Source organism: Photobacterium obscurum (genome assembly GCF_026191635.1).
Taxonomy (GTDB): Bacteria; Pseudomonadota; Gammaproteobacteria; order Enterobacterales; family Vibrionaceae; genus Photobacterium; species Photobacterium obscurum.
Window position 1 is genome coordinate 232,915 of the sequence record NZ_JAKRRW010000005.1, and the last position, 19,781, is coordinate 252,695.

The 19,781-nt window shown below is 48.9% G+C and carries 18 protein-coding genes; 8 read left to right on the forward strand and 10 right to left on the reverse strand.

Annotation, left to right across the window (positions count from 1 at the left end; translation table 11 throughout):
- The first annotated feature begins 271 nt into the window (after positions 1 to 271).
- Together melA and melB are read left to right on the forward strand one after the other, a co-directional pair.
- Entirely contained in the window at positions 272 to 1,624 is a 1,353-nt protein-coding gene (melA, locus tag MD588_RS09060; protein WP_265696794.1) for an alpha-glucosidase/alpha-galactosidase, read from the forward strand.
- 148 nt (positions 1,625 to 1,772) lie between these two features.
- Positions 1,773 to 3,194 (forward strand): melibiose:sodium transporter MelB, encoded by a 1,422-nt coding sequence (gene melB, locus MD588_RS09065; protein WP_265696795.1) that lies wholly within the window; start codon positions 1,773 to 1,775, stop codon positions 3,192 to 3,194.
- 66 nt (positions 3,195 to 3,260) lie between these two features.
- Here the strand turns inward: melB and melR are convergent, their stop codons facing one another.
- From melR to MD588_RS09080, 3 genes are all read right to left on the reverse strand, one after another.
- Entirely contained in the window at positions 3,261 to 4,205 is a 945-nt protein-coding gene (gene melR / locus MD588_RS09070) for a transcriptional regulator MelR (RefSeq protein WP_265696796.1), read from the reverse strand.
- Positions 4,206 to 4,433: 228 nt separating this feature from the next.
- On the reverse strand, positions 4,434 to 5,411 hold the full coding sequence (locus tag MD588_RS09075; protein WP_265696934.1) for a Gfo/Idh/MocA family protein: 978 nt from the start codon (positions 5,409 to 5,411) through the stop codon (positions 4,434 to 4,436).
- Between the two features lie 12 nt (positions 5,412 to 5,423).
- A complete protein-coding gene (locus tag MD588_RS09080) occupies positions 5,424 to 5,729 on the reverse strand; it encodes a putative quinol monooxygenase (RefSeq protein WP_265696798.1) in 306 nt (101 codons plus the stop codon).
- 103 nt (positions 5,730 to 5,832) lie between these two features.
- On the opposite strand from MD588_RS09080, the gene MD588_RS09085 reads away from it, so the two are divergent.
- Positions 5,833 to 6,708, forward strand: coding sequence for a LysR family transcriptional regulator (locus MD588_RS09085; protein ID WP_265696799.1), 876 nt, complete (start codon positions 5,833 to 5,835; stop codon positions 6,706 to 6,708).
- Positions 6,709 to 6,769: 61 nt separating this feature from the next.
- On the opposite strand, the gene MD588_RS09090 is transcribed toward MD588_RS09085, so the two are convergent.
- Both MD588_RS09090 and MD588_RS09095 read right to left on the reverse strand, forming a co-directional pair.
- Positions 6,770 to 9,829, reverse strand: a complete 3,060-nt coding sequence (locus MD588_RS09090) for an efflux RND transporter permease subunit (RefSeq protein WP_265696800.1) — start codon at positions 9,827 to 9,829, stop codon at positions 6,770 to 6,772.
- Positions 9,830 to 9,841: 12 nt separating this feature from the next.
- The gene (locus tag MD588_RS09095) at positions 9,842 to 10,627 is read right to left on the reverse strand and encodes an efflux RND transporter periplasmic adaptor subunit (RefSeq protein WP_265696801.1); all 786 of its coding nucleotides are present in this window, start codon (positions 10,625 to 10,627) and stop codon (positions 9,842 to 9,844) included.
- A 173-nt stretch (positions 10,628 to 10,800) separates the two neighbouring features.
- Between MD588_RS09095 and MD588_RS09100 the strand changes: the two genes are divergently transcribed.
- The 3 genes from MD588_RS09100 (at position 10,801) to rihA (ending at position 13,845) form a co-directional block, all read left to right on the forward strand.
- Entirely contained in the window at positions 10,801 to 11,481 is a 681-nt protein-coding gene (locus tag MD588_RS09100) for a response regulator transcription factor (RefSeq protein WP_265696802.1), read from the forward strand.
- Positions 11,482 to 12,765 (forward strand): sensor histidine kinase, encoded by a 1,284-nt coding sequence (locus MD588_RS09105; RefSeq protein WP_265696803.1) that lies wholly within the window; start codon positions 11,482 to 11,484, stop codon positions 12,763 to 12,765.
- 144 nt (positions 12,766 to 12,909) lie between these two features.
- Positions 12,910 to 13,845 (forward strand): pyrimidine-specific ribonucleoside hydrolase RihA, encoded by a 936-nt coding sequence (gene rihA, locus MD588_RS09110; protein WP_265696804.1) that lies wholly within the window; start codon positions 12,910 to 12,912, stop codon positions 13,843 to 13,845.
- A gap of 76 nt (positions 13,846 to 13,921) precedes the next feature.
- Here the strand turns inward: rihA and MD588_RS09115 are convergent, their stop codons facing one another.
- On the reverse strand, positions 13,922 to 14,467 hold the full coding sequence (locus MD588_RS09115; protein WP_265696805.1) for an acyloxyacyl hydrolase: 546 nt from the start codon (positions 14,465 to 14,467) through the stop codon (positions 13,922 to 13,924).
- Positions 14,468 to 14,632: 165 nt separating this feature from the next.
- Between MD588_RS09115 and MD588_RS09120 the strand changes: the two genes are divergently transcribed.
- Both MD588_RS09120 and MD588_RS09125 read left to right on the forward strand, forming a co-directional pair.
- Entirely contained in the window at positions 14,633 to 15,646 is a 1,014-nt protein-coding gene (locus MD588_RS09120; RefSeq protein ID WP_265696806.1) for an esterase/lipase family protein, read from the forward strand.
- Between the two features lie 13 nt (positions 15,647 to 15,659).
- On the forward strand, positions 15,660 to 16,043 hold the full coding sequence (locus tag MD588_RS09125) for a hypothetical protein (RefSeq protein WP_265696808.1): 384 nt from the start codon (positions 15,660 to 15,662) through the stop codon (positions 16,041 to 16,043).
- A gap of 97 nt (positions 16,044 to 16,140) precedes the next feature.
- Here the strand turns inward: MD588_RS09125 and MD588_RS09130 are convergent, their stop codons facing one another.
- From MD588_RS09130 to MD588_RS09145, 4 genes are read right to left on the reverse strand one after another with little or no spacing between them, the layout of a single operon-like run.
- Positions 16,141 to 17,373 (reverse strand): beta-ketoacyl-ACP synthase, encoded by a 1,233-nt coding sequence (locus tag MD588_RS09130; RefSeq protein ID WP_265696810.1) that lies wholly within the window; start codon positions 17,371 to 17,373, stop codon positions 16,141 to 16,143.
- Positions 17,370 to 18,095, reverse strand: a complete 726-nt coding sequence (locus MD588_RS09135; RefSeq protein WP_265696811.1) for a 3-ketoacyl-ACP reductase FabG2 — start codon at positions 18,093 to 18,095, stop codon at positions 17,370 to 17,372. Before MD588_RS09135 ends, MD588_RS09130 begins: the two co-directional genes overlap by 4 nt.
- A complete protein-coding gene (locus tag MD588_RS09140; RefSeq protein ID WP_265696812.1) occupies positions 18,092 to 18,556 on the reverse strand; it encodes a hotdog family protein in 465 nt (154 codons plus the stop codon). The genes MD588_RS09135 and MD588_RS09140 overlap by 4 nt, the downstream gene beginning before the upstream one ends.
- A complete protein-coding gene (locus MD588_RS09145; protein ID WP_265696813.1) occupies positions 18,549 to 19,781 on the reverse strand; it encodes a beta-ketoacyl-[acyl-carrier-protein] synthase family protein in 1,233 nt (410 codons plus the stop codon). Before MD588_RS09145 ends, MD588_RS09140 begins: the two co-directional genes overlap by 8 nt.

The following is a 19,781-nucleotide window of genomic DNA, read 5'->3' on the forward strand; positions in this document are numbered from 1 at the left end:
ATCACCAGTACTATTCACAACCTACATATGCCGACGTTTATGGAGCTAAATAACCTGCTGCAGTTTATGTGCGCACCGGGTAGCCAGCCAGACAACTTTATTCCTAGAGCAGCAATCCCCCCACGCCAACACGTCAACGAAAACAAATCTGTGAACCAAGCCGCTAAATCTTAGAAAACGGGAAACAATTCCTCACGATGGGGAAGATAGTCACCCGTCATTTAACCCAGAATGAGGACATCAGACAGCGACAGATTAGAAAGGAACGAACATGAAACACCCAAAAATAACTTTTATCGGTGCGGGTTCAACCATTTTTGTCAAAAACATTTTAGGCGATGTTTTCCACAAACCGGCTCTGAAGAGTGCTGATATCGCGCTCATGGATATTGACAATACCCGCCTTGAAGAATCCCAGATTGTGGTCAGCAAGCTGATGCAATCCGCCGGGGCGACTGGTACCATCACTTGCCACATGGATCAAAAAGAAGCGCTGAAAGATGCAGACTTTGTGGTTGTCGCTTTCCAGATTGGCGGCTACGAACCATGCACGGTCATTGATTTCGATGTCTGCAAAAAGCATGGCCTCGAACAGACAATTGCCGATACTCTGGGCCCTGGCGGTATCATGCGATCACTGCGAACGATTCCGCACCTATGGCAGCTCTGCGAGGATATGACCGATGTCTGTCCCGAGGCTACAATGCTGAACTACGTCAACCCGATGGCCATGAACACCTGGGCGATGTATGAAAAATACCCGCATATCAAGCAAGTGGGTTTATGTCATTCCGTGCAGGGGACCGCAGAAGAACTCGCCCGTGATCTGGAGATCGATTATAACGACCTACGCTATACCTGCGCCGGTATCAACCACATGGCCTACTACCTAACGCTAGAAAAGAAAAACGAACAGGGTGAGTATCAGGATATCTATCCGGATCTGCTGGCCACCTTTGAAAATGGGAAAGCCCCGAAACCGGGCATTCACCATAATGGCCGCTGCGTTAACCTGGTGCGCTATGAAATGTTCAAAAAGCTAGGTTACTTTGTCACCGAATCTTCCGAGCACTTCGCCGAATATACGCCGTATTTCATCAAGCCAAACCGCCCGGATCTGATTGAGCGTTACAAGGTGCCACTGGATGAGTACCCCAAGCGCTGTGTCGAGCAAATCGCGGATTGGAAGCAAGATCTGGAGGCGTTTAAAAATGCAGACACGATCGAAGTGAAAGAGTCCCACGAATACGCCAGCACCATTATGAACTCTATCTGGACGGGAAATCCGAGCGTTGTTTACGGCAACGTAAAAAATACAGGGCTCATCGACAACCTGCCACAGGACTGTTGTGTCGAAGTCGCCTGTCTGGTTGATGCGAACGGTATTCAGCCAACCAAAGTCGGTAGACTACCGAGCCATCTGGCGGCACTAATGCAAACCAACATCAACGTCCAGACCTTGCTGACGGAAGCGATTCTGACCGAAAACCGCGAACGGATTTACCACGCTGCGATGTTGGACCCGCACACAGCCGCGGTATTGGGTATCGAAGAAATCTATGCGCTGGTTGATGACTTGATTGACGCCCACAAAGGCTGGTTACCAGAGTGGATTTACCACTAAGTTCATCCCATTAAATAATAACTCCCCCATAGCGCCGTTTGGCTAGGTGTTTGGTGGCTATGGACAAGAACAAGAAGCACTTCAACTATAACGTGAAACAATAACGATAAAATGCCCTCCCCCAGCAGGAGGGCATAAGGAGCTTTTTATGAGCGTTTCAATGAACACCAAGCTAAGTTATGGCTTTGGTGCGTTCGGAAAAGATTTTGCGATCACCATCGTCTATATGTACCTGATGTTTTACTACACCGACGTAGCCGGTATTTCTGCGGGTATTGTCGGGACGATTTTCTTAGTCGCCCGGATATGGGATGCCGTTAACGATCCGATCATGGGATGGGTGGTGAACAACACCCGTACCCGATGGGGTAAATTCAAACCCTGGATCCTTATCGGTACAGTCGCCAACTCTGTCGTGCTGTATATGCTGTTTAATGCCCATTACTTTGAAGGGCCATGGCTTATCGCCTATGCCGCCGTTACTTACATTTTATGGGGCATGACCTACACCTTGATGGATATTCCGTTCTGGTCTCTGGTTCCAACATTGACACTCGATAAGCGCGAACGTGAGGAGTTAGTCCCTTACCCGCGTTTCTTCGCCAGTTTAGCGTGGATTGTGACAGCGGCGATTGCGATGCCATTTATTAACTATGTGGGTGGAGATGACAAAGGTTTCGGCTTCCAGATATTTACCTTATTGCTGATTGTTTGTTTTGCGATATCAACTTTCATCACCCTGCGCAATGTGAAAGAACGCTACTCGACCGAAAAGTTAGACAGCACTCAGGTCGAAGAGAAAGTCTCACTGAAAAAAATGGTGTCGCTTATCTACAAAAATAGCCAGCTTACAAGCTTGTTATGTATGGCGTTATCGTACAACCTAGCCACCAATATCATCATGGCTTTCGCGGTTTACTATTTCACCTATGTGGTTGGCAATGAAGAGCTGTTCCCGTATTACATGGCTTACGCCGGAATCGCAAACCTTATCACGCTGGTGTTATTTCCGAAGCTGGCAAAGATCTTCTCCCGCCGTATGCTATGGGCCGGAGCTTCCGGATTCCCGATCCTCGGGAGTGCGGTACTGATCTACATCGGCCTATACGACCAACAGAGTGTGCTGCTGATTTCCACTGCGGGTATACTGCTGCAAATTGGTACGGCGCTGTTTTGGGTACTGAACGTGATCATGGTGGCTGACACCGTGGACTACGGTGAATACAAACTGGGTGTGCGCTGTGAAAGTATTGCGTATTCCGTCCAGACTCTGGTAGTAAAAGCAGGCTCTGCGTTTGCGGCTTTCTTTATCGGTATTGCCCTAACAGCCGTAAACTATGTGCCGAATGTCGATCAAAGCGCTGAGACTATCTTTGGTATGCAATGCATCATGATTGGCCTGCCGAGCTTCTTCTTCGCCATCGCCCTGTTCATCTACTTCCGCTACTACAAACTGAACGGTGCCTACCATCAGAAAATCCAGGATCAGCTGATGGTCAAATACGGTACTGTCGATGCAGCCGATACGCCGATTGCTTCCGGGACACCACTAGCCACAGAAAACCACTAGTTCATTTACCCCGAGTCTAAAGCAAATGAAAAAGGGCTGGCATTATAAATGCCAGCCCTTTTTATTCTATTCCGCATTTGGCAGCCGATCACCATGCAGCGACACATGGTTATTCTTACGACTGAGTTCGCGAAATTGGCTAGGCGTCATATTTAAATAACGATGAAAGGTTTCATAAAATCGGCTGCTGGAGTTAAATCCGACCGTCAGGGCAATATCGAGGATAGTCCGGTTAGTATCACTCAGCAAGGCACGGGCATGGTTGATCCGCATAGAGGTGATATATTCCTTAATTGTCATCTTCATCACGCTCTGAAATAGGTTCATCGCATAATTACTGTGCAGCCCGACATGCTCGGCAATGTTCTTGACCGTCAGCGGTGAGTCATGATGACAGGCGATATACTCGAGAATTTTCTGAACATGAAATTGCGAATGTTTGGACAGCCCTTTTTTATTCCGATCACTATCCATCGAGCTGGTCAGTTGCTCCCACCCCGTAAGACAGACCCGTTTTAGCATCAGGCAAATCTCGTCTGCCGCCAGCTGCCTGAAACCGATATCGCTACTCTTGCTTTCATTGAGCCAGTGGCCTATCTGTTGCTCAGAAACCAGAGCCGGCAAAGATGACTGAACCACGACGCCATGGGTAATCTGGTTGATCAGTTCCTGGTCAAGCGGCCACGAGAGAAAAAAGTGAATCGGAATATTGAGGATCCCCATACTCTGGGACTGTTTGGGCTGAGTGAGTTGATGGGGGGTCGTCGCCCAAAACAATCCGATATGGCCATCATTAATGGTGAAGGGGTGGTCATTAATCAAATACTCAACATCATCGCCGAAGGGAATATTGACTTCGATCTGGCCATGCCAATGATAGCAAGGCATATGATGGGGCTTTCGCAGCTCAATATGGATCTGCTCATAGGAAGAAAAGAGGCTAAGCGGACCGATAGCATCATCATCGGATGTATCTTGCGGATTTTCATTCAATGTGATGGTCTGGGGCATAAGCGCCTATCTACAAAGTCATTAATAATCAAAGTAAAATATACTTTAATTGCCTGATTTTGTATGTGAATAATCTCATAATTCCCTCAGGGAATAGCGAATATAGTACGGTCACAGCGTACTGAAAGGCTCATATTCAGCATCATATTGCGATGATCAATTAGGCAACCATTAAGGTTGCCCTACCACTGCTCTAGCTATTCCGGAGGGATGGCTAGTTCGAGCAACCTACACCTTAGTTGCAGCTTCCCAGTCTGTCAGCAGTGCCATAATCTGGCGCGAGTCCTCTGGTGTTGCCGCAGGGCGTTTCAATATCTTCTCTCCGTTTTCCAGAGCCTCACGAACGGCACGAACCTGATACAAGAAGCCATTTCCATCAGCCGTCACTGTAACGGGGGTACCCGGCTTTTCATACTCGGTGATCACCAACTGGTTCTTTTCCTCGGGTAACCAAGGGTTAGTCACCAACTGCAGGCTGGCTTTACTGCCCAGCACCGTAAACGCGGCATGCAGTCCGTAGTTCTCGGCGGTATGAAGTTGACAAGTAATCCCGTTCTCAAACCGGATGGATGCTGCCGACTCACAGATGTTACCGTCAACGCCTAGTCGGCCGAATGCTGAAATCTGGTATTGCTCAAACGCACTGGCTCCACAGTTCTGGGCAATAACAAGCTGAAGTAGCGAAGCCGGATAACACCCCAGGTTATACAGGGCGCCCTTGCTGTCAGGATTTACAAACTGAGCAATAGACGCGCAATACTGGCCGTAGATCGAACGGATATCACCAATTTTCCCATCTCGCAGCACCTGGCTGATTACCGAGGTAAATGGATGATTGAGGTACATCAGCCCTTCGGCAAAAAAGACCTGATTGCGCTCGACAGCAGCCAAAGCCAACTTCGTTTTGTCCATATCAACCGACAGCGATTTCTCGCAAAGAATCGCTTTGCCGGCCTCTGCGGCCTTGATAATAAACTCATGGTGCAAATGGTTCGGCAGCGCAATATAGATAATATCGACGTTATCATCGGCAATCAGCGCATCATAGCTGTCATACACCTGCCCGATATCGTACTTAGCGGCAAAATCGCTCACAACCGACATGGTCCGTCCGGCCACGGCATGTATTCGTGTATTGCCTTCCTCATGAATAGCATCAGCCATCACACCGGAAATAAAGCTGGTTCCCAGGATCCCCCAGTTCAGTATCTGTTCCATTTATTTACGCTCCTGAGTGACTAACTGGGTTTCAAATGCCTGCACAAGATCTGTTACCCCAAGCTGGATAAAGTGCTGGGTATGCTTTTCATGGAAATGCCTGTCGAAAGCCTCCTGGCTGTCATAACGCTCCCAGAAAATAAACCGATAAGGGTCAGATTTATCCTGAAGGGGTACGGCCATCGAACATCCCGGCTCGCTGTTCATTCCCTGGCAAAAAGCCTCAATAGCCACAATTGCCTGCTCGAGGTTGTAGTCGGGTTTTACCCGTAGTTCAGCGGTGATGAATAGACCTTGCTCAAACATAATATTTCCGTTGTTTATGGAGATAACGAAGATAATTTAATTGACAGCAATAAGTTGATAAACAACGATCTTGTTGGTTATTTGCAAACTTATAGTTGTTAATATGGATAAATTGAAGAGCATGCAGGTTTTTGTGGACGTTGTTCAGCGCGGCAGCCTGAGTCGATCCGCCGCCCATTTTTCGGTCACCTCCACCATGATAGGCAAGCATGTAAAATCACTGGAATCCCATCTTGGTACCAAGCTGCTTCACCGGACTACCCGCAAACAGTCGCTGACCGAAGCCGGTCAAGCATATTATTTAGAATGCACACGGATACTTGATGAAATCGAAGAAGCCGAGAACAGCCTCCAGAGCCTGACCAACAAACCCAAAGGCACTATCCGTATCAACTCGCCAGTAACCTACGGCAACCTAGTCGTGGCACCGATTGTTTCCGACTTTCTACTGCAGTTTCCAGACATCAATGTCGAGCTGACGCTGGACAACAATTTAATTGACCCTATGCATGATCAGGTCGACGTTGTGATCCGCATTGGCGAACTGGCCGATTCTTCAATAATTGCCCGCAAGGTCGACGAGTACGAGATGCTATTTTGTGCGACTCCGGACTACCTCGAGCAGCATGGTACTCCCCAATCGCTGGGCGAGCTGGCCAGCCACCAATGCCTTGGGTTTAGCTATGGCGACATCCAAACCAACCTGGCATTGCGAATCGATACCTCGGCGTTCGACCGGCAGTTTACCCGGCTCAGCTCCAACAGCGGCCAGGCCCTCAAAACAGCGGCACTTAGAAATACCGGGATCATTCTCCAGCCTCGCCTGCTCGTCGCCGAGGAGCTAAAGCAAGGTGCACTATGCGCAATACTCGAAAAAAGCACACCACCGCCAAGCCCTATTCACCTGCTTTACAAAGGGAAATCACAGCCACTCAAAATCCGGACTTTTATTGACTTCTTTCTGGATGCACTGCAGTAGCGCTGCCGGTACGATAAACAAAAAGCCCGCTCCAACGGCTGTTGGGGCGGGCTTTTGCATATTATGTTCGGTTACTTTTCCGGCCAAAGAACGTGACATACAGGCACGGGATCACCAGCAACACAACCGGCAGAGAAAATAACAAGCCGTAGCCAAGCGTAAGCGACATCGGCCCCATATAGACATCTGTCCCGCCGATGCCATATGCCAATGGCAGTAGCCCGGCAACAGTCGTCAGTGATGTCAGAACAATAGGACGCAAGCGGCTAGTCGATGCTTCAACCACAGCAATAACCGTATCTTTCCCTTCGGCAAGCAGCTCATTGATACGGTTGATCAGCACCAAAGAGTTGTTCACCACCACGCCGGTCATGCCCAGTACACCAATAAGCCCGAACAACGACAGCGGCTGAAGGTGGATAAACAGGGCCATTAGTGCCGCCACCACAGAAAACGGGATCACTGCCATCACCAGCAGAGGCTGCAACAGGGAGTTAAACATTACCGCCAGCACAAAATAGATACCGATCATTGCGGCCGGGAAAGCGACAAAAAATCCGCTCATGGTTTCATTGGTACTTTCCGCTTCGCCGCCAACCTCAATTTTTACGTTTGAAGAATACTGACCTTGCAGAGCCTGAACCAGGGCGTCACTCACCGCTACCGACGTTAAATCTTCATCGGTGATTTGCGCCGTCACCGTTACTTCCCGATCGCCGTTATAGTGCTGAACAAGGCGTGGTGCGTCGATTGTTTCCACTTTGGCCAATCGGCTCAGCGGGACCTGCCGACCAGTTGCGGTGTAAATTTTGGTGGTCGAGAGCTTGTCGATATTTCGATACTCTTCATCCATGATGACCCTCAGCTCCACCTCCTGATCACCAAGCCATGTCGATGTTACGGTTTCACCCTCAAACGCAATCCGTAACGTTGAGGCTAAATCCGCCACTGTTAGCTCATAGCGTGCCAGCCATTCGTACTGAGGGACAATTTGTAGCTGGGTATCTTTCAGTGCTTCATTATGAGTCACTTTGGTGAGCCCTTGCTGCGCCTGTAACCAGTCTGCCACTAACTGTACTGTTTCATCCCGTTCCAGCTCCGTCCCGCCCATAACCCGAACCTCAATCGGCTCGCCAGGCGGTGGGCCACCGGCATCTACCGACAGTTTCACAAATGCCAGAGCCGCTACATGTTCAAGCTGGCTATTAAGTTCGGCAATAATCGCTTCCGCCGTCCGATCTCTACTTTCAAAGCTGCTCAATACAATCAAGCCGGTGCTCACCGGGCTGCTATAGGTCAGCTCATAGCTTTGCAGCTCACTTTCCGGCAGAGCACTAATTGCCTTTTCTAGCTCAGCATGAGCCTCTCGTACCTTGTTCAACGGGGTGCCGGGTTTGACCTCAGTATATACCTCGATATATTTGGCGGATTCCGACGGAAAAATATCAAGCTTCAAACGGGTCACCAAGCCAACGTTGATCCCAAGGGCAATCATTGCCAGTACCAGCACGCTTTTCCTGAATTTGATGCAGCGACTGAGAAGGCGGGTATAGCCCTTCGTTACCGTTTCAAAGTGATCCGTCCCCTGGGTTTTCGCTTTTGCGGTATCTAATGACTTGGCAAGATGGGCAGGCAAAGTTAAAGTACACTCCGCCAGCGAAAACAGCAGCGCCGCAATCACCGTGATCGGAATAACCACAATGGCTTTCCCCATGGTACCGGGAATAAAGAACATCGGAATAAACACCAAGGCGGTCGTGGTTAGGCTTGCCATGATTGGCTTTATCACCTTTTGGGTACCGCTGATTGCCGCTTCTAGGGCACTTTTTCCACTTTCTTTTTCTTGATAGATACTTTCAGCAACGATAACCGAATCATCAACGATGATCCCGATCACCAGTAGCAACGCTGCCAGGGTAATGCTGTCGAGGTTCATCCCAATGGCAGGCAGCACCATCATCACCCCCAAGACACAAAAGGGGATCGAGACTGACACCCAGAAGGCAATTTGACGCTTAAGGATCAGGCTAAGCACCGCAAGCACCAAGATCAGCCCGATACCGCCATTGGTTGACACTATCGAGAACTTTTCGCTCATGTCGTCGGCCAGATTTAGCCCGAAATTAAAAGCAAAGGCTTCACCTGCCTGTAATCGTTCACGCTCGATGAGCCCCTTGATATTACCGATCGTCGTGATGATATCGGCATTGGAACCGTTGCTAACGCTAAACAAGATTGCGGATTCACCGTTGATCACCCCTTGTTGCGATGCTCTTTCAAAGGTATCGATCACCTCGGCAACATCGGCAAGACGAACCAGCCCACCGGTCGGCATCACCTTAATGACGGTCTGTGCCAGCTCTTCTACCGACTTCACCTGGGTCATGGTGACGATCTTTTGTTCCGTGTTCCACGACTCAACCACCCCGCCAGATAACGACAGATTGCGCTTGCTGACCGCATTGATCACTTCGCCAAACGTTAACTGGTAGCGGCTCACCTTAGTCGGGTCGACCTGGACCCAGAACTCTCGCTCGTTAAACCCAGTCATCTTAACCGTCCCCACCCCAGAGACACTTTTAAGCTTCTTCTCTAGCTGGCGGGCATAGGCCTGAAGCTCACTATAGTAGTTATCCGGACTACCTTGCCCCGAAAAGCAGGCTTGATTACCTTCACGACACAGATTGCTGACTCCGAATGTCAGTACCTCAAAGGCCGAGGTACTCTTCTGCGCCACCAGCGGACGGTTGGTTATATCCTTGGGCAGGCCGTTAACGCGATCGACCGCCTGCTGTATATCACGCAATACAACCGGGGTATCCGCCGCCTCATCAATTTCGATATTGATATACGACGTACCATCCGAGGACTCCGAGGTGAACTTTCGGATCCCCTCGACGGACTTGAGCTCTTTCTCGATGAGGTTGGTAATGTTGACCTCAACATCCTGTGCCGTCGCCCCCGGATATTGTGTCGTAATCTCAACTTCTTCGAAGGCAACACTAGGAAACTCCTGAAGGTTGAGCGTACTTAACGCTCCCACTCCCACCATCAGCACCATGATGGTAATAATGCGTGCCAGAAAGCTTCTGCGCGCAAAGTAAGCAATAAAGCCTGTCATAATCGATACCTATTAAGATTTTACTTCAGTTGAAGGGGCAATCGATGTCGTAGCGTGAATCGACATGCCGGGCTTGAAGAGGTGCTGCAGGTTGTCGATTTCAACCTCAACGGGATAAGCGACGCTCTGAGGATCGATTTCAACACCGATCCGCTTAATGGTCGAGCGTACTTTATGCTGCGGGTTTGCCTCAGACCATACTTCAATTGCCTGCCCGACGTGTAACTCACCAATATCAAACTCGCTGGCGAGCAGGCGGACATTGAGCCGGTCGATATTTACAATTTGGTACAGGAGATCACCTTGGTTAACCCAGGTCCCACTTTCAACCGCGCGGTTAACCACATAACCCTCAATCGAGGCATTGATACGGGTGTTTTCAAGGTCGAGCTTGGCTTTCTTAAGTTCAATTTGCGCCAGCGTGACAGTGGCTTTTGCACTGTCATAATCGGTCTCGGCAATATCAAGCTCGTTCTGGGACAAACTATTTTTCTTACGTAGTTCCTGATAGCGCTCATACAGCGATTGCTTGATTTTCAAGTCTGCCTTGGCCAGTTCAAGGTTGGCTTTCTGCGTTCTGACTTCCAGCTCGAAATCTTGTGCTTTGACGGAAGCTAAAATAGCGCCCAATGCGACCCTTTCACCGGTTTCAATTGCAGCGCTTTCAACCTTTCCACTGATTTCGGACACCACATTGAGAGGGTGCTTACTCTTGGTGTGCCCAATGAGATCCACCGCCCATACTGGTTGGCAAACTAAGGCGCTAATTACGCCTAAAGCCAGTAAATTTTTTTTCATCTTAACGTCCCCCCATAATCTGATAGGGGTAGTGTGCGAAAACGAATGTCGAGTTTTTGTCGAACTCCGTTGAACATCAAAGCCAGAGATGAAAAGTAAAGGCAATTCGACATTTATTCGACAAAACCTTGCTAGGATAGTGAATGTCAGTCATTGGGGGCAGGGAATAAGTTGTGCTTGAGAACGCTCAGATTTTAGTGGTAGAAGATAACGATGAGCTTCGAGGCATTCTTGCCGATTTTCTCGAAGTGAAAGGGGCGACCGTCGATTTTGCCGATAACGGCGAACTGGGGCTGAAACTGGCGTTAGAAAATGAATTCGACGCGATTATCTTAGATGTCATGATGCCGAAAAAAGACGGCATGCAAGTCACCAACGCACTCAGGAAAAGTGGCTGCACTGTCCCCATTTTAATGCTGACGGCATTAAACGGACCGAAAGACTTGCTAAACGGATTCGAGCATGGCGTTGATGATTTCGTGACAAAACCCTTCAATTTCCCTGAGCTGGAAGTCAGGCTAGGGGCACTGATAAAACGCTATCGCGGCAATGTAGCCAGCTCGGTGATCGAATATGGCGATCTTAAGATAGACCAAAACTCTCACCGTATTACCCGAGAGGGACAGGAGCTGGTTGTGACGCCGGTGATGTACCAAATTTTAGTCAAGCTGGTAAAGGCCGCACCGGAAATGGTCACCCGTGAGGCCCTGATTTACGAAATCTGGGGCGAAAACACTCCGGACAAAGACGTATTGCGCAGCCATATTTATCTACTGCGTAACGTTCTGGACAAACCCTTTAAAAAGCCCATGTTGGTTACCGTGCCAAAATTTGGCTTTAGGCTGGAAGCTTAAATGAAGTGGCTCAGACGTGCACTCTTTGGTAAGCCGCTCGGCAATTCAATTGAGGACGTGAAATCACGATTGATTTTTGTGTTCTCGGTTATCGCCCTATCCTCCTCTTCCTTGGTATTTTTTGCCTTTTCCCTGCATTTGATCTTCAATGAAGATGCCCAAATTGAACACCATTTAATCTCATTTGAAACTATCGCCAAAGATCACTACTCACTGGTGAAAGATGATTTTTATCAGCTCGGTCCCTATGTTAGCGCCTATTACAGCGAGACGGCACTGGCAGACAACATCAAACAAGAGTTGCCCTATCTAGAAGGGCAAGTCACCCGGGTTCGTTCCTTTGAGGAAAACGGGTTTATGGTGTATCACGTCTCTTTCCATGATGCTTCCGGCAAGCATATTCCCTTGTACCTTACGGTAAATAGCCGTGCCATCGATTTCGGGGACGATAACTGGGATATCCTGATGCTGATCTCTTTCGCTCTGATGGCTTTTCTTATCGCCTTTCTGCGTTTCTCGCTGCGCCGGGTATTCGATGGCTTGATGTCTCCGGTATCTGAACTCAGTGAGCAACTGACCACCCACCAGGAGGGTGACTTTCATGTTCCAGAACGTTCAATCGATGAAATCCAACAATTGACCGCACACTTAAATAGCTACAAACAAATGAAAGAACGGCTCGCCAAGCAAGAGATGATGTTCGCCAAATACGCCAGCCATGAGCTCAAGACCCCAATTTCAGTCGTACTCGGTGCAGCCAACCTACAGGCGATGAAAGATGATGCTGACTTTCAGGCCAAGCAGCGGGAGCGGATCCTTATTGCAGCCACCAATATGCAGGCAACAGTCGAGGTTCTGCTGAGTATCGTCAAGCAAGAAAATGTCAGCGGTGCACACGAGTTGAGAGCAGTGCGACCACAAGACATTCCGCTTGATAAATATCGCGCCAAGTTAGGAAAAGACGTTCAGATCTCGCTTGCCATCGCTCCGGACTGTCAGATTAATATGCCTCTGGCCGTGCTTAATATGATATTGAAAAACCTGCTCAATAACGCAATTCGCTTTACCCAACAGGGGAGAATTGAAGTTGTTATAAAGAGCCAGTGCATCAAAGTTATCGATTCCGGCTGCGGTCTGACAGGAAAACCCGAGACAGAGCACGGCTTAGGGTTATTAATCGTAAGGCGCTTATGTGATAGCTACGGTTGGCACTTTTCGTTAGCCGACACCCCCACAGGCGGATGCTGTGCCAAGTTAACGTACAATCAATGCCATGTTGGGTAACACCGTTCCGTATTACGCCACTAACACTTAGATCTCACTTTTGCTGCCTACCTCCCAATCCTGTTTCGTCATTTCTCTACCACTCTCACATTTTCTGCGTCATCAACACGATACATTGCCCTTTAAAAACAAAGGAGTACCTACATGTCTTGTCCAATAATCCTCGATTGCGATCCCGGTCACGATGATGCCATCGCCCTTATTCTTGCCTGCGCCTCTCCGTCACTCGATATCAAGGCGGTAACCACCAGCGCCGGCAACCAGACACCGGACAAAACCCTCAACAATGCCCTTCGCATTCTCACCCTGCTTGGCCGCAGTGATATTCCTGTTGCCGGAGGCGCATTAAAACCACTGGCACGCGAACTGATTATTGCCGACAACGTCCACGGTGAAAGCGGCCTCGACGGGCCGGAACTTCCGGATCCAGGCTTTGACCCGGTCAAAGAACATGCCGTTGAGCTGATGGCACGGGTGCTGCGCGAAAGCGATAAACCCGTTACGCTGGTACCCACCGGACCGCTGACCAATATTGCCCTGCTACTGGCAACCCACCGCGAACTCAGCGATAAGATCGAACGGATTGTCTTGATGGGCGGCGGTGCCGAGACCGGTAACTGGTCACCGGCTGCAGAGTTCAATATCTATGTCGATCCACAGGCGGCAGATATGGTGTTCAAATCAGGGATCCCAATTACCATGTGCGGACTGGATGTCACTCACCGCGCCCAGATCATGAATGAGGACATCGAGCGGATCCGCGCCATCGATAACCCGGTATCCGATGTAGTAGCCGAGCTGCTCGACTTCTTTATGATCTACCATCGCGATCCAAAATGGGGACTGAAAGGCGCACCGCTCCACGATCCATGCACCATTGCCTGGCTACTCGCCCCAGAACTGTTTACCGCCCAGGACTGCTGGGTGGGTATCGAAACCAAGGGCGAATATACCCAGGGCATGACAGTGGTAGACCGCTATGAACTATCAGGACAACCTGCCAATGCCACAGTGCTATTTAATGTTGACCGAGAAGGGTTTGTTGACTTGTTGGCAAAGAGCTTGCGGTTTTATAGCTGATAGCAAAAAGTTACAAAAAGCAGATACAATAAAGCCGCTCGAATGAGCGGCTTTTGTCAGTGCAGGGCATTAACTGTTAAAAGCGATAACCGAATGAGAGATTAAATGGCACATCAAAACCATCGTTTGGCTTTTTCAGGTTGGCATTACTAAAATGCCGATAATACACATTAATATAACCCCGATTACTCGCCCCTAAATACATTCCACCACCGACTTGTGCCAGAAAAGCAAAATGCATTGCCTGCTCCCTTTTACCCAAATGCTTTTCGCTAATCCATGTTGGCCCTAATGCCCTAACCTGAAAAAACCAGCGCCTGTCAAAACGCTCGGCAAATAACTTAAGCTCTGGAAAAACACTCAAGGCGATCAAGTCATCTGGATTAGCCGTAGTATCAGCCTTCAAATACGTTACACTCGTACCAAGGCTCAGGGTTTGCACCGAACTACGCTGCCAATCAAACAATATTGCATCCAATGCCAACAAAGAATTGTTATAGCTTTCATCCGGCTGAGGAGCTATACCAGCAGAAATAGCCAATTCAACAGCATAACTAGAAGTACTCACTATGCTAACCACTAACGCAAGGAGAGTTCTTAAACTTCGATATTTATTTACCACTACGCTTACTCCCAATAGAGCAATAAATGCGTGACTAGGATTACAATCACACGAGATAGTATAAGTACCCTATTGATCTATAAATAGCTCTGAGAGTAACATTAAAAATACATTTCATATCCTTAATATCGACCAAAATCACTACAACTTGCGGGTGTAAAACAGATGAAAGTATTGGGCTCACAATCTTTCAGTATTAAGATATCGCGCTTATTAACCGCCAGCTTAATACTGTTAACTGTAGGTTGTACGCCACATTCTTCGTATTCATCAATAAACCACACTCTCGCTTCAAATAATGAAACCATCAAAAAGCCCTTGAGAGTTCCGGGGCTAAAAGCCTGCACAAGCGTACCGGATACTACCGTTGATATCGATCCGAATGCTACCTTGAACATTATTGTTCACGGTTGCTTTTCTTCTGCCGGAAAATTTAGGGCTCTTGCGGATGTTTATAAATCACAGAATCAACAGGCCTTATGTTTCGAATATGATGACAGAGATGATCTCGAACTCGTTTCCGGAAAACTGATTTCAGCCCTCAATCAACTGACAGAAAGCAATCCAGACCAACAGCTACACATCATTGGACATAGTCAAGGAGGATTAATAGCAAGGCGAGCTTTAATTACTAACCGTGAAGATCAACAAACGGTCTTAGCAAACAATATTCATCTTACAACAATCGCCTCTCCGTTCAACGGTATTATGGCTTCTTCCCACTGTGGAATGGGTTCTTTGAGAGTATTGTCATTAGGGATAGTTGATCTTATCTGCTATGCCGTTACCGGTAAAAAATACCAACAAATCACACCCTATTCTGATTTTATGAACACACCAGGGGAACTCATTCCTTCGGTATCGAAGCATCTCATGATAAAAACCGATGAAGTTAATAGCTGCCGTCATTTCGGTGATAACGGTTTATGCCTGGAAGACGACTATGTGTTCAGCCTGGATGAACAGTCAAATTATACCATTGCTAGTTTCGACGAAGTCACCGAGTTAACCGTCAAAGCCGGCCATGTGGAAATTGTCGGTAATGAAACAGTCGCACCGACAATACTGATTAATATATTGAAAGAGCAGCAACTACTATTAATCAACGATAATATTAGCGAACTCGAACTGACTCGCCTAATTGAACAAATATATCGTAACCACCAATTTTCCATATAAGGAAACCATGAAAATGAAAACGCTTAAATATTTTATCCTTACCTTGCTATTCAGTTTTTCTGCCTCAACCTATGCAGCAAAAGCCGAGCCCGTACTCAACCAACCAGTCCCTAATACAATATCTACTGAGCAGTTAGTCAAAAAGATCACCAAAGCCGGTCTCGTTCGCGGTTGGCAGGTACAAAAAGAAGCCAAAGACCAACTGACGGCTGATATCCATGTGCGCTCACATTATGTAGCTGTAAATATTTCGCTGCACGATAACAGCTATGATATTACCTACCGCGACAGCAAGAACATGAAATACGATGAAGCAAGCGGAACCATCCATAGAAAATACAACGGATGGGTGGGAAATCTAAATAAGGACATTCAACGCGAGCTACTCTCTGAGTAATACCAGCAGAGCAGGTTATTTCATCCTGGCAGCTCACAAACAAAACGCCCCGCAAATTATTGCGGGGCGTTTTTTCATCGACATCACACCACAGCGTTTAATCCTGCCAGCGCTTGAAGATCAGCGAGGTATTAATGCCACCGAAAGCAAAGTTATTGCTCATTAGGTACTGGCAGTCAATTTCACGGCCGTCGCCACGAATGTAATCCAGGTTCCCACAGCGATCATCAAGATTGTCGAGATTCAGTGTCGGAATAAACCAACCGGCATGCATCATCTCAAGGCTGAGCCAGGCTTCAATCGCGCCACATGCCCCTAGCGTATGACCGAGGTAGCTTTTCAGCGAACTGATTGGGGCATTATCGCCAAAGATATTGGCGGTCGCGTTACTCTCCGCAATATCGCCTTTTTCCGTAGCCGTACCATGGGCAGAGATATAATCAATCATCATCGGATCGAGGTTGGCGTCCTTTAGTGCCATTTCCATACACAGCTGCATCGTTTCCATCTGCGGTTGCGTAACATGGGCCGCATCACAGTTGCTGGCAAAACCGACAAGCTCGGCATAAATTGTTGCCCCGCGAGCCACAGCATGCTCATATTCTTCCAGCACCAAGGTACCGGCCCCTTCGCCGATCACCAGACCATCTCGCTCAGTATCATAAGGGCGCGGTGTGGACTTTGGTGCATCATTTTTCAGGCTGGTCGCAAACAGCGTATCAAAAACTGCCGACTCCGTCGGACACAACTCTTCCGCGCCACCGGCAACCATGACCGTCTGATAACCATGCTTAATGGCCTCATACGCATAACCAATCGCCTGGCTGCCTGATGTACACGCACTGCTAGTTGGGATCACGCGGCCGCGCAACCCGAAGAATAACCCGACATTAACCGCCGTCGTGTGCGGCATCATCTGCACGTAAGTGGTGGCAGTAATTGCCTTGGTATCTTTCTCGTTGAGCATGACACCAAATGCACCAATGGCCGGCGTACTGCCCGTCGATGAGCCGTAGGCGATCCCCGTTTGGCCGTTTGTCAGCACATCGCTACCAATCAGTCCGCTCTGGATCAGGGCATTCTCACTGGCCAGGGTCGATAATTTCGACACCCGCCCCATGCCCCGTATTTTCTTACGGGTATAGTGCTTCGGTAAGCTAAAGTCTTCAATCGGCGCTGCCAGCTTGGTATTCAAACCGTTATATTGCTCGTAGCTAGGCATATACAACGACGCGTTTTCACACGCTCGCAACTTAGGTTCAATACTGTGCCAATCGTTGCCGAAGGCGGTGACCCCCGACATGCCCGTGACCACTACGCGACGACTCATACCAAACCTCCATTCACTGAAATCACCTGGCGAGTCACATAACCCGCAATATCTGACATTAAATAGCTCACCAAGCCTGCGACTTCTTGAGGCTCTCCCATACGTCGTAGCGGCACCTGTGGCAAGGCATGCTCTTTCACATGCTCATCCACCATCCCGGTATCAATCAAGCCCGGTGCCACACAGTTAACGGTGATTTTACGTTTGGCCAACTCCAGGGCAAGAGATTTGGTTGCCCCGATCACCCCCGCTTTCGCGGCGCTGTAATTAGTCTGGCCACGGTTGCCCATGATGCCAGATACCGATGCAAGGGTAACAATTCTTCCCCCTTTGCGTAGTTTCACCATTGGCATGACACACGGATGCAGTACATTGTAAAAGCTATCCAGGTTGGTATGGATAACCCCATCCCACTCTTCTTCCGTCATCGCAGGGAATGCGGTGTCACGCGTGATACCGGCATTGCTCACCACACCGTAATAAGCACCAAACTCCGCAATATCGGCTTCCAGCCTCTCGCGACATTGCTCGCGATCACTGATATCAAACTGGATCAGGCGCCCGCTACCACCAGCATTCTTGATATCAGCCAATGTTAATTCAGCACCCGCATGATCACTCATATAATGAACAACGACGGTAAACCCATCTTTTGCAAGTTGTGTGGCGACAGCACGTCCAATGCCTTTACTCGCCCCTGTAACTAAAACCTGTCGAATCATGAAGGATTCCTATTAAGCATTTGATCTAATTTTTGTTGTGAAGGTACGAAGACATTGAGCTGGCTGGTTGCAAGTACCTGCCCCTGATGTTCAATACGGCAGGCAAAAACGGCCATACCATTACTTTCCATCACTTGCTCGGCATGAATATCGAGTACCTCATTTTCTTTGAATGCACTGCAGTCTGCCTGATATCGGCGGCAGCCCAGTAAAAAACCGATGGGGGATGACTCTCCCCGCGTCCAGGCGTGATAACCGGACCAGCCGGCAATGGATTGCGCCATAAACTCAACCCCCACGTAGCCCGGGACAGCCCGAGCCTCAGCATCAAAAAATAAGCTGGTTTCACTAGGTGTCACCCGGCAATGAATATGCGTCTGGCCGACCTCAATTAACTCATCGACCAAAGCCATCGGCACATCATGCGGCAACAGTTGGTGTAAATGGGGGATATTAGTCATGTGCGTATCCAAAAATAAGGCTGATGTTGTTTCCACCAAAAGCAAAGGAGTTACTCAAAATGGTAGGCTTGCTCAGCTGGGTTCCCGGCTCAACCAGTTTCACCGGCGCCAGTGATTCGGCAATATGCCCGTCATTAACCTGAGCCGGTAGCTCCAGTTGATAACGCAGGACATGCCAACAAATAGCCGCTTCCACCGCACTAGCGGCCCCTAATGTATGCCCCGTAAGTGGCTTGGTCGAACTAACTGGTGTCTGTTCGCCAAATACCCGATGGATAGCCTTCGCCTCCATTTCATCATTAAGCGGGGTTGCCGTACCATGCGCATTGATGTAACCAATACACTCCGGCGATAACCCGGCATCATTCAACGCCTTACGCATTGCCTCCTCAGCCCCTTTTCCCTCAGGGTGCGGAGCCGAAATATGGTGCGCATCTGAACTGTCACCTGCACCGAGCAAAGCGATGGCGGGGATATCCTCAGGGGCCCCTGAATCTTCTGGTGCCAGCGACAGCAGCATGAACGCAGCCGCTTCACCGATGTTGATCCCTTTGCGGTTTTCACTGAAAGGGTTGCATAAGCGATCAGACAGCGCATCCAGCCCGTTAAAGCCATTGAGCGTCAGCCGACATAGCGAATCAGAACCACCGACGACGACAGCATCAACGATCCCGGCCTTAAGCAAACGGCGGGCGGACAAAAAGACCCGACCGCTCGATGAACAGGCGGTCGACAAAGTGTATACCGGCCCTTCGATAGCAAAATAGTCAGCGACAAATTCACCAATATTGCCCACTTCCTGAACTCTGTAATGGTAATCCTCAGGGAGTGCACCGCTATCAATCTGGGTGGCCAGTGCTGTTTCACCGTCAGCAATACCTGAGGTACTAGTACCAACAATGACCGCAACCCGATCCCGGCCATATTTTGCGATTGCTCGCTCAATAGGCGCTTCAATTTGAGCCAAGGCCGAAAGGGCCAAACGGTTATTAAATGTGTTATGGCGTTTAAGACGGTCAGGCACAGCCGGTAGCTCAGCGGTGACTTTACCCACCACCGTATCAGCACCATTGTTTAACCAGCCAGAAACAGGCAGCATGTCCGGAGACTTGCCCTGCTGTAACCGGCTGTGAATATCCCTATCGGTAATACCCAACGCTGAGTGAAAGCCACACCCGTGGATATAAACCGGGGTAGAAGTATATTTCGATATTTTTATAGTCAT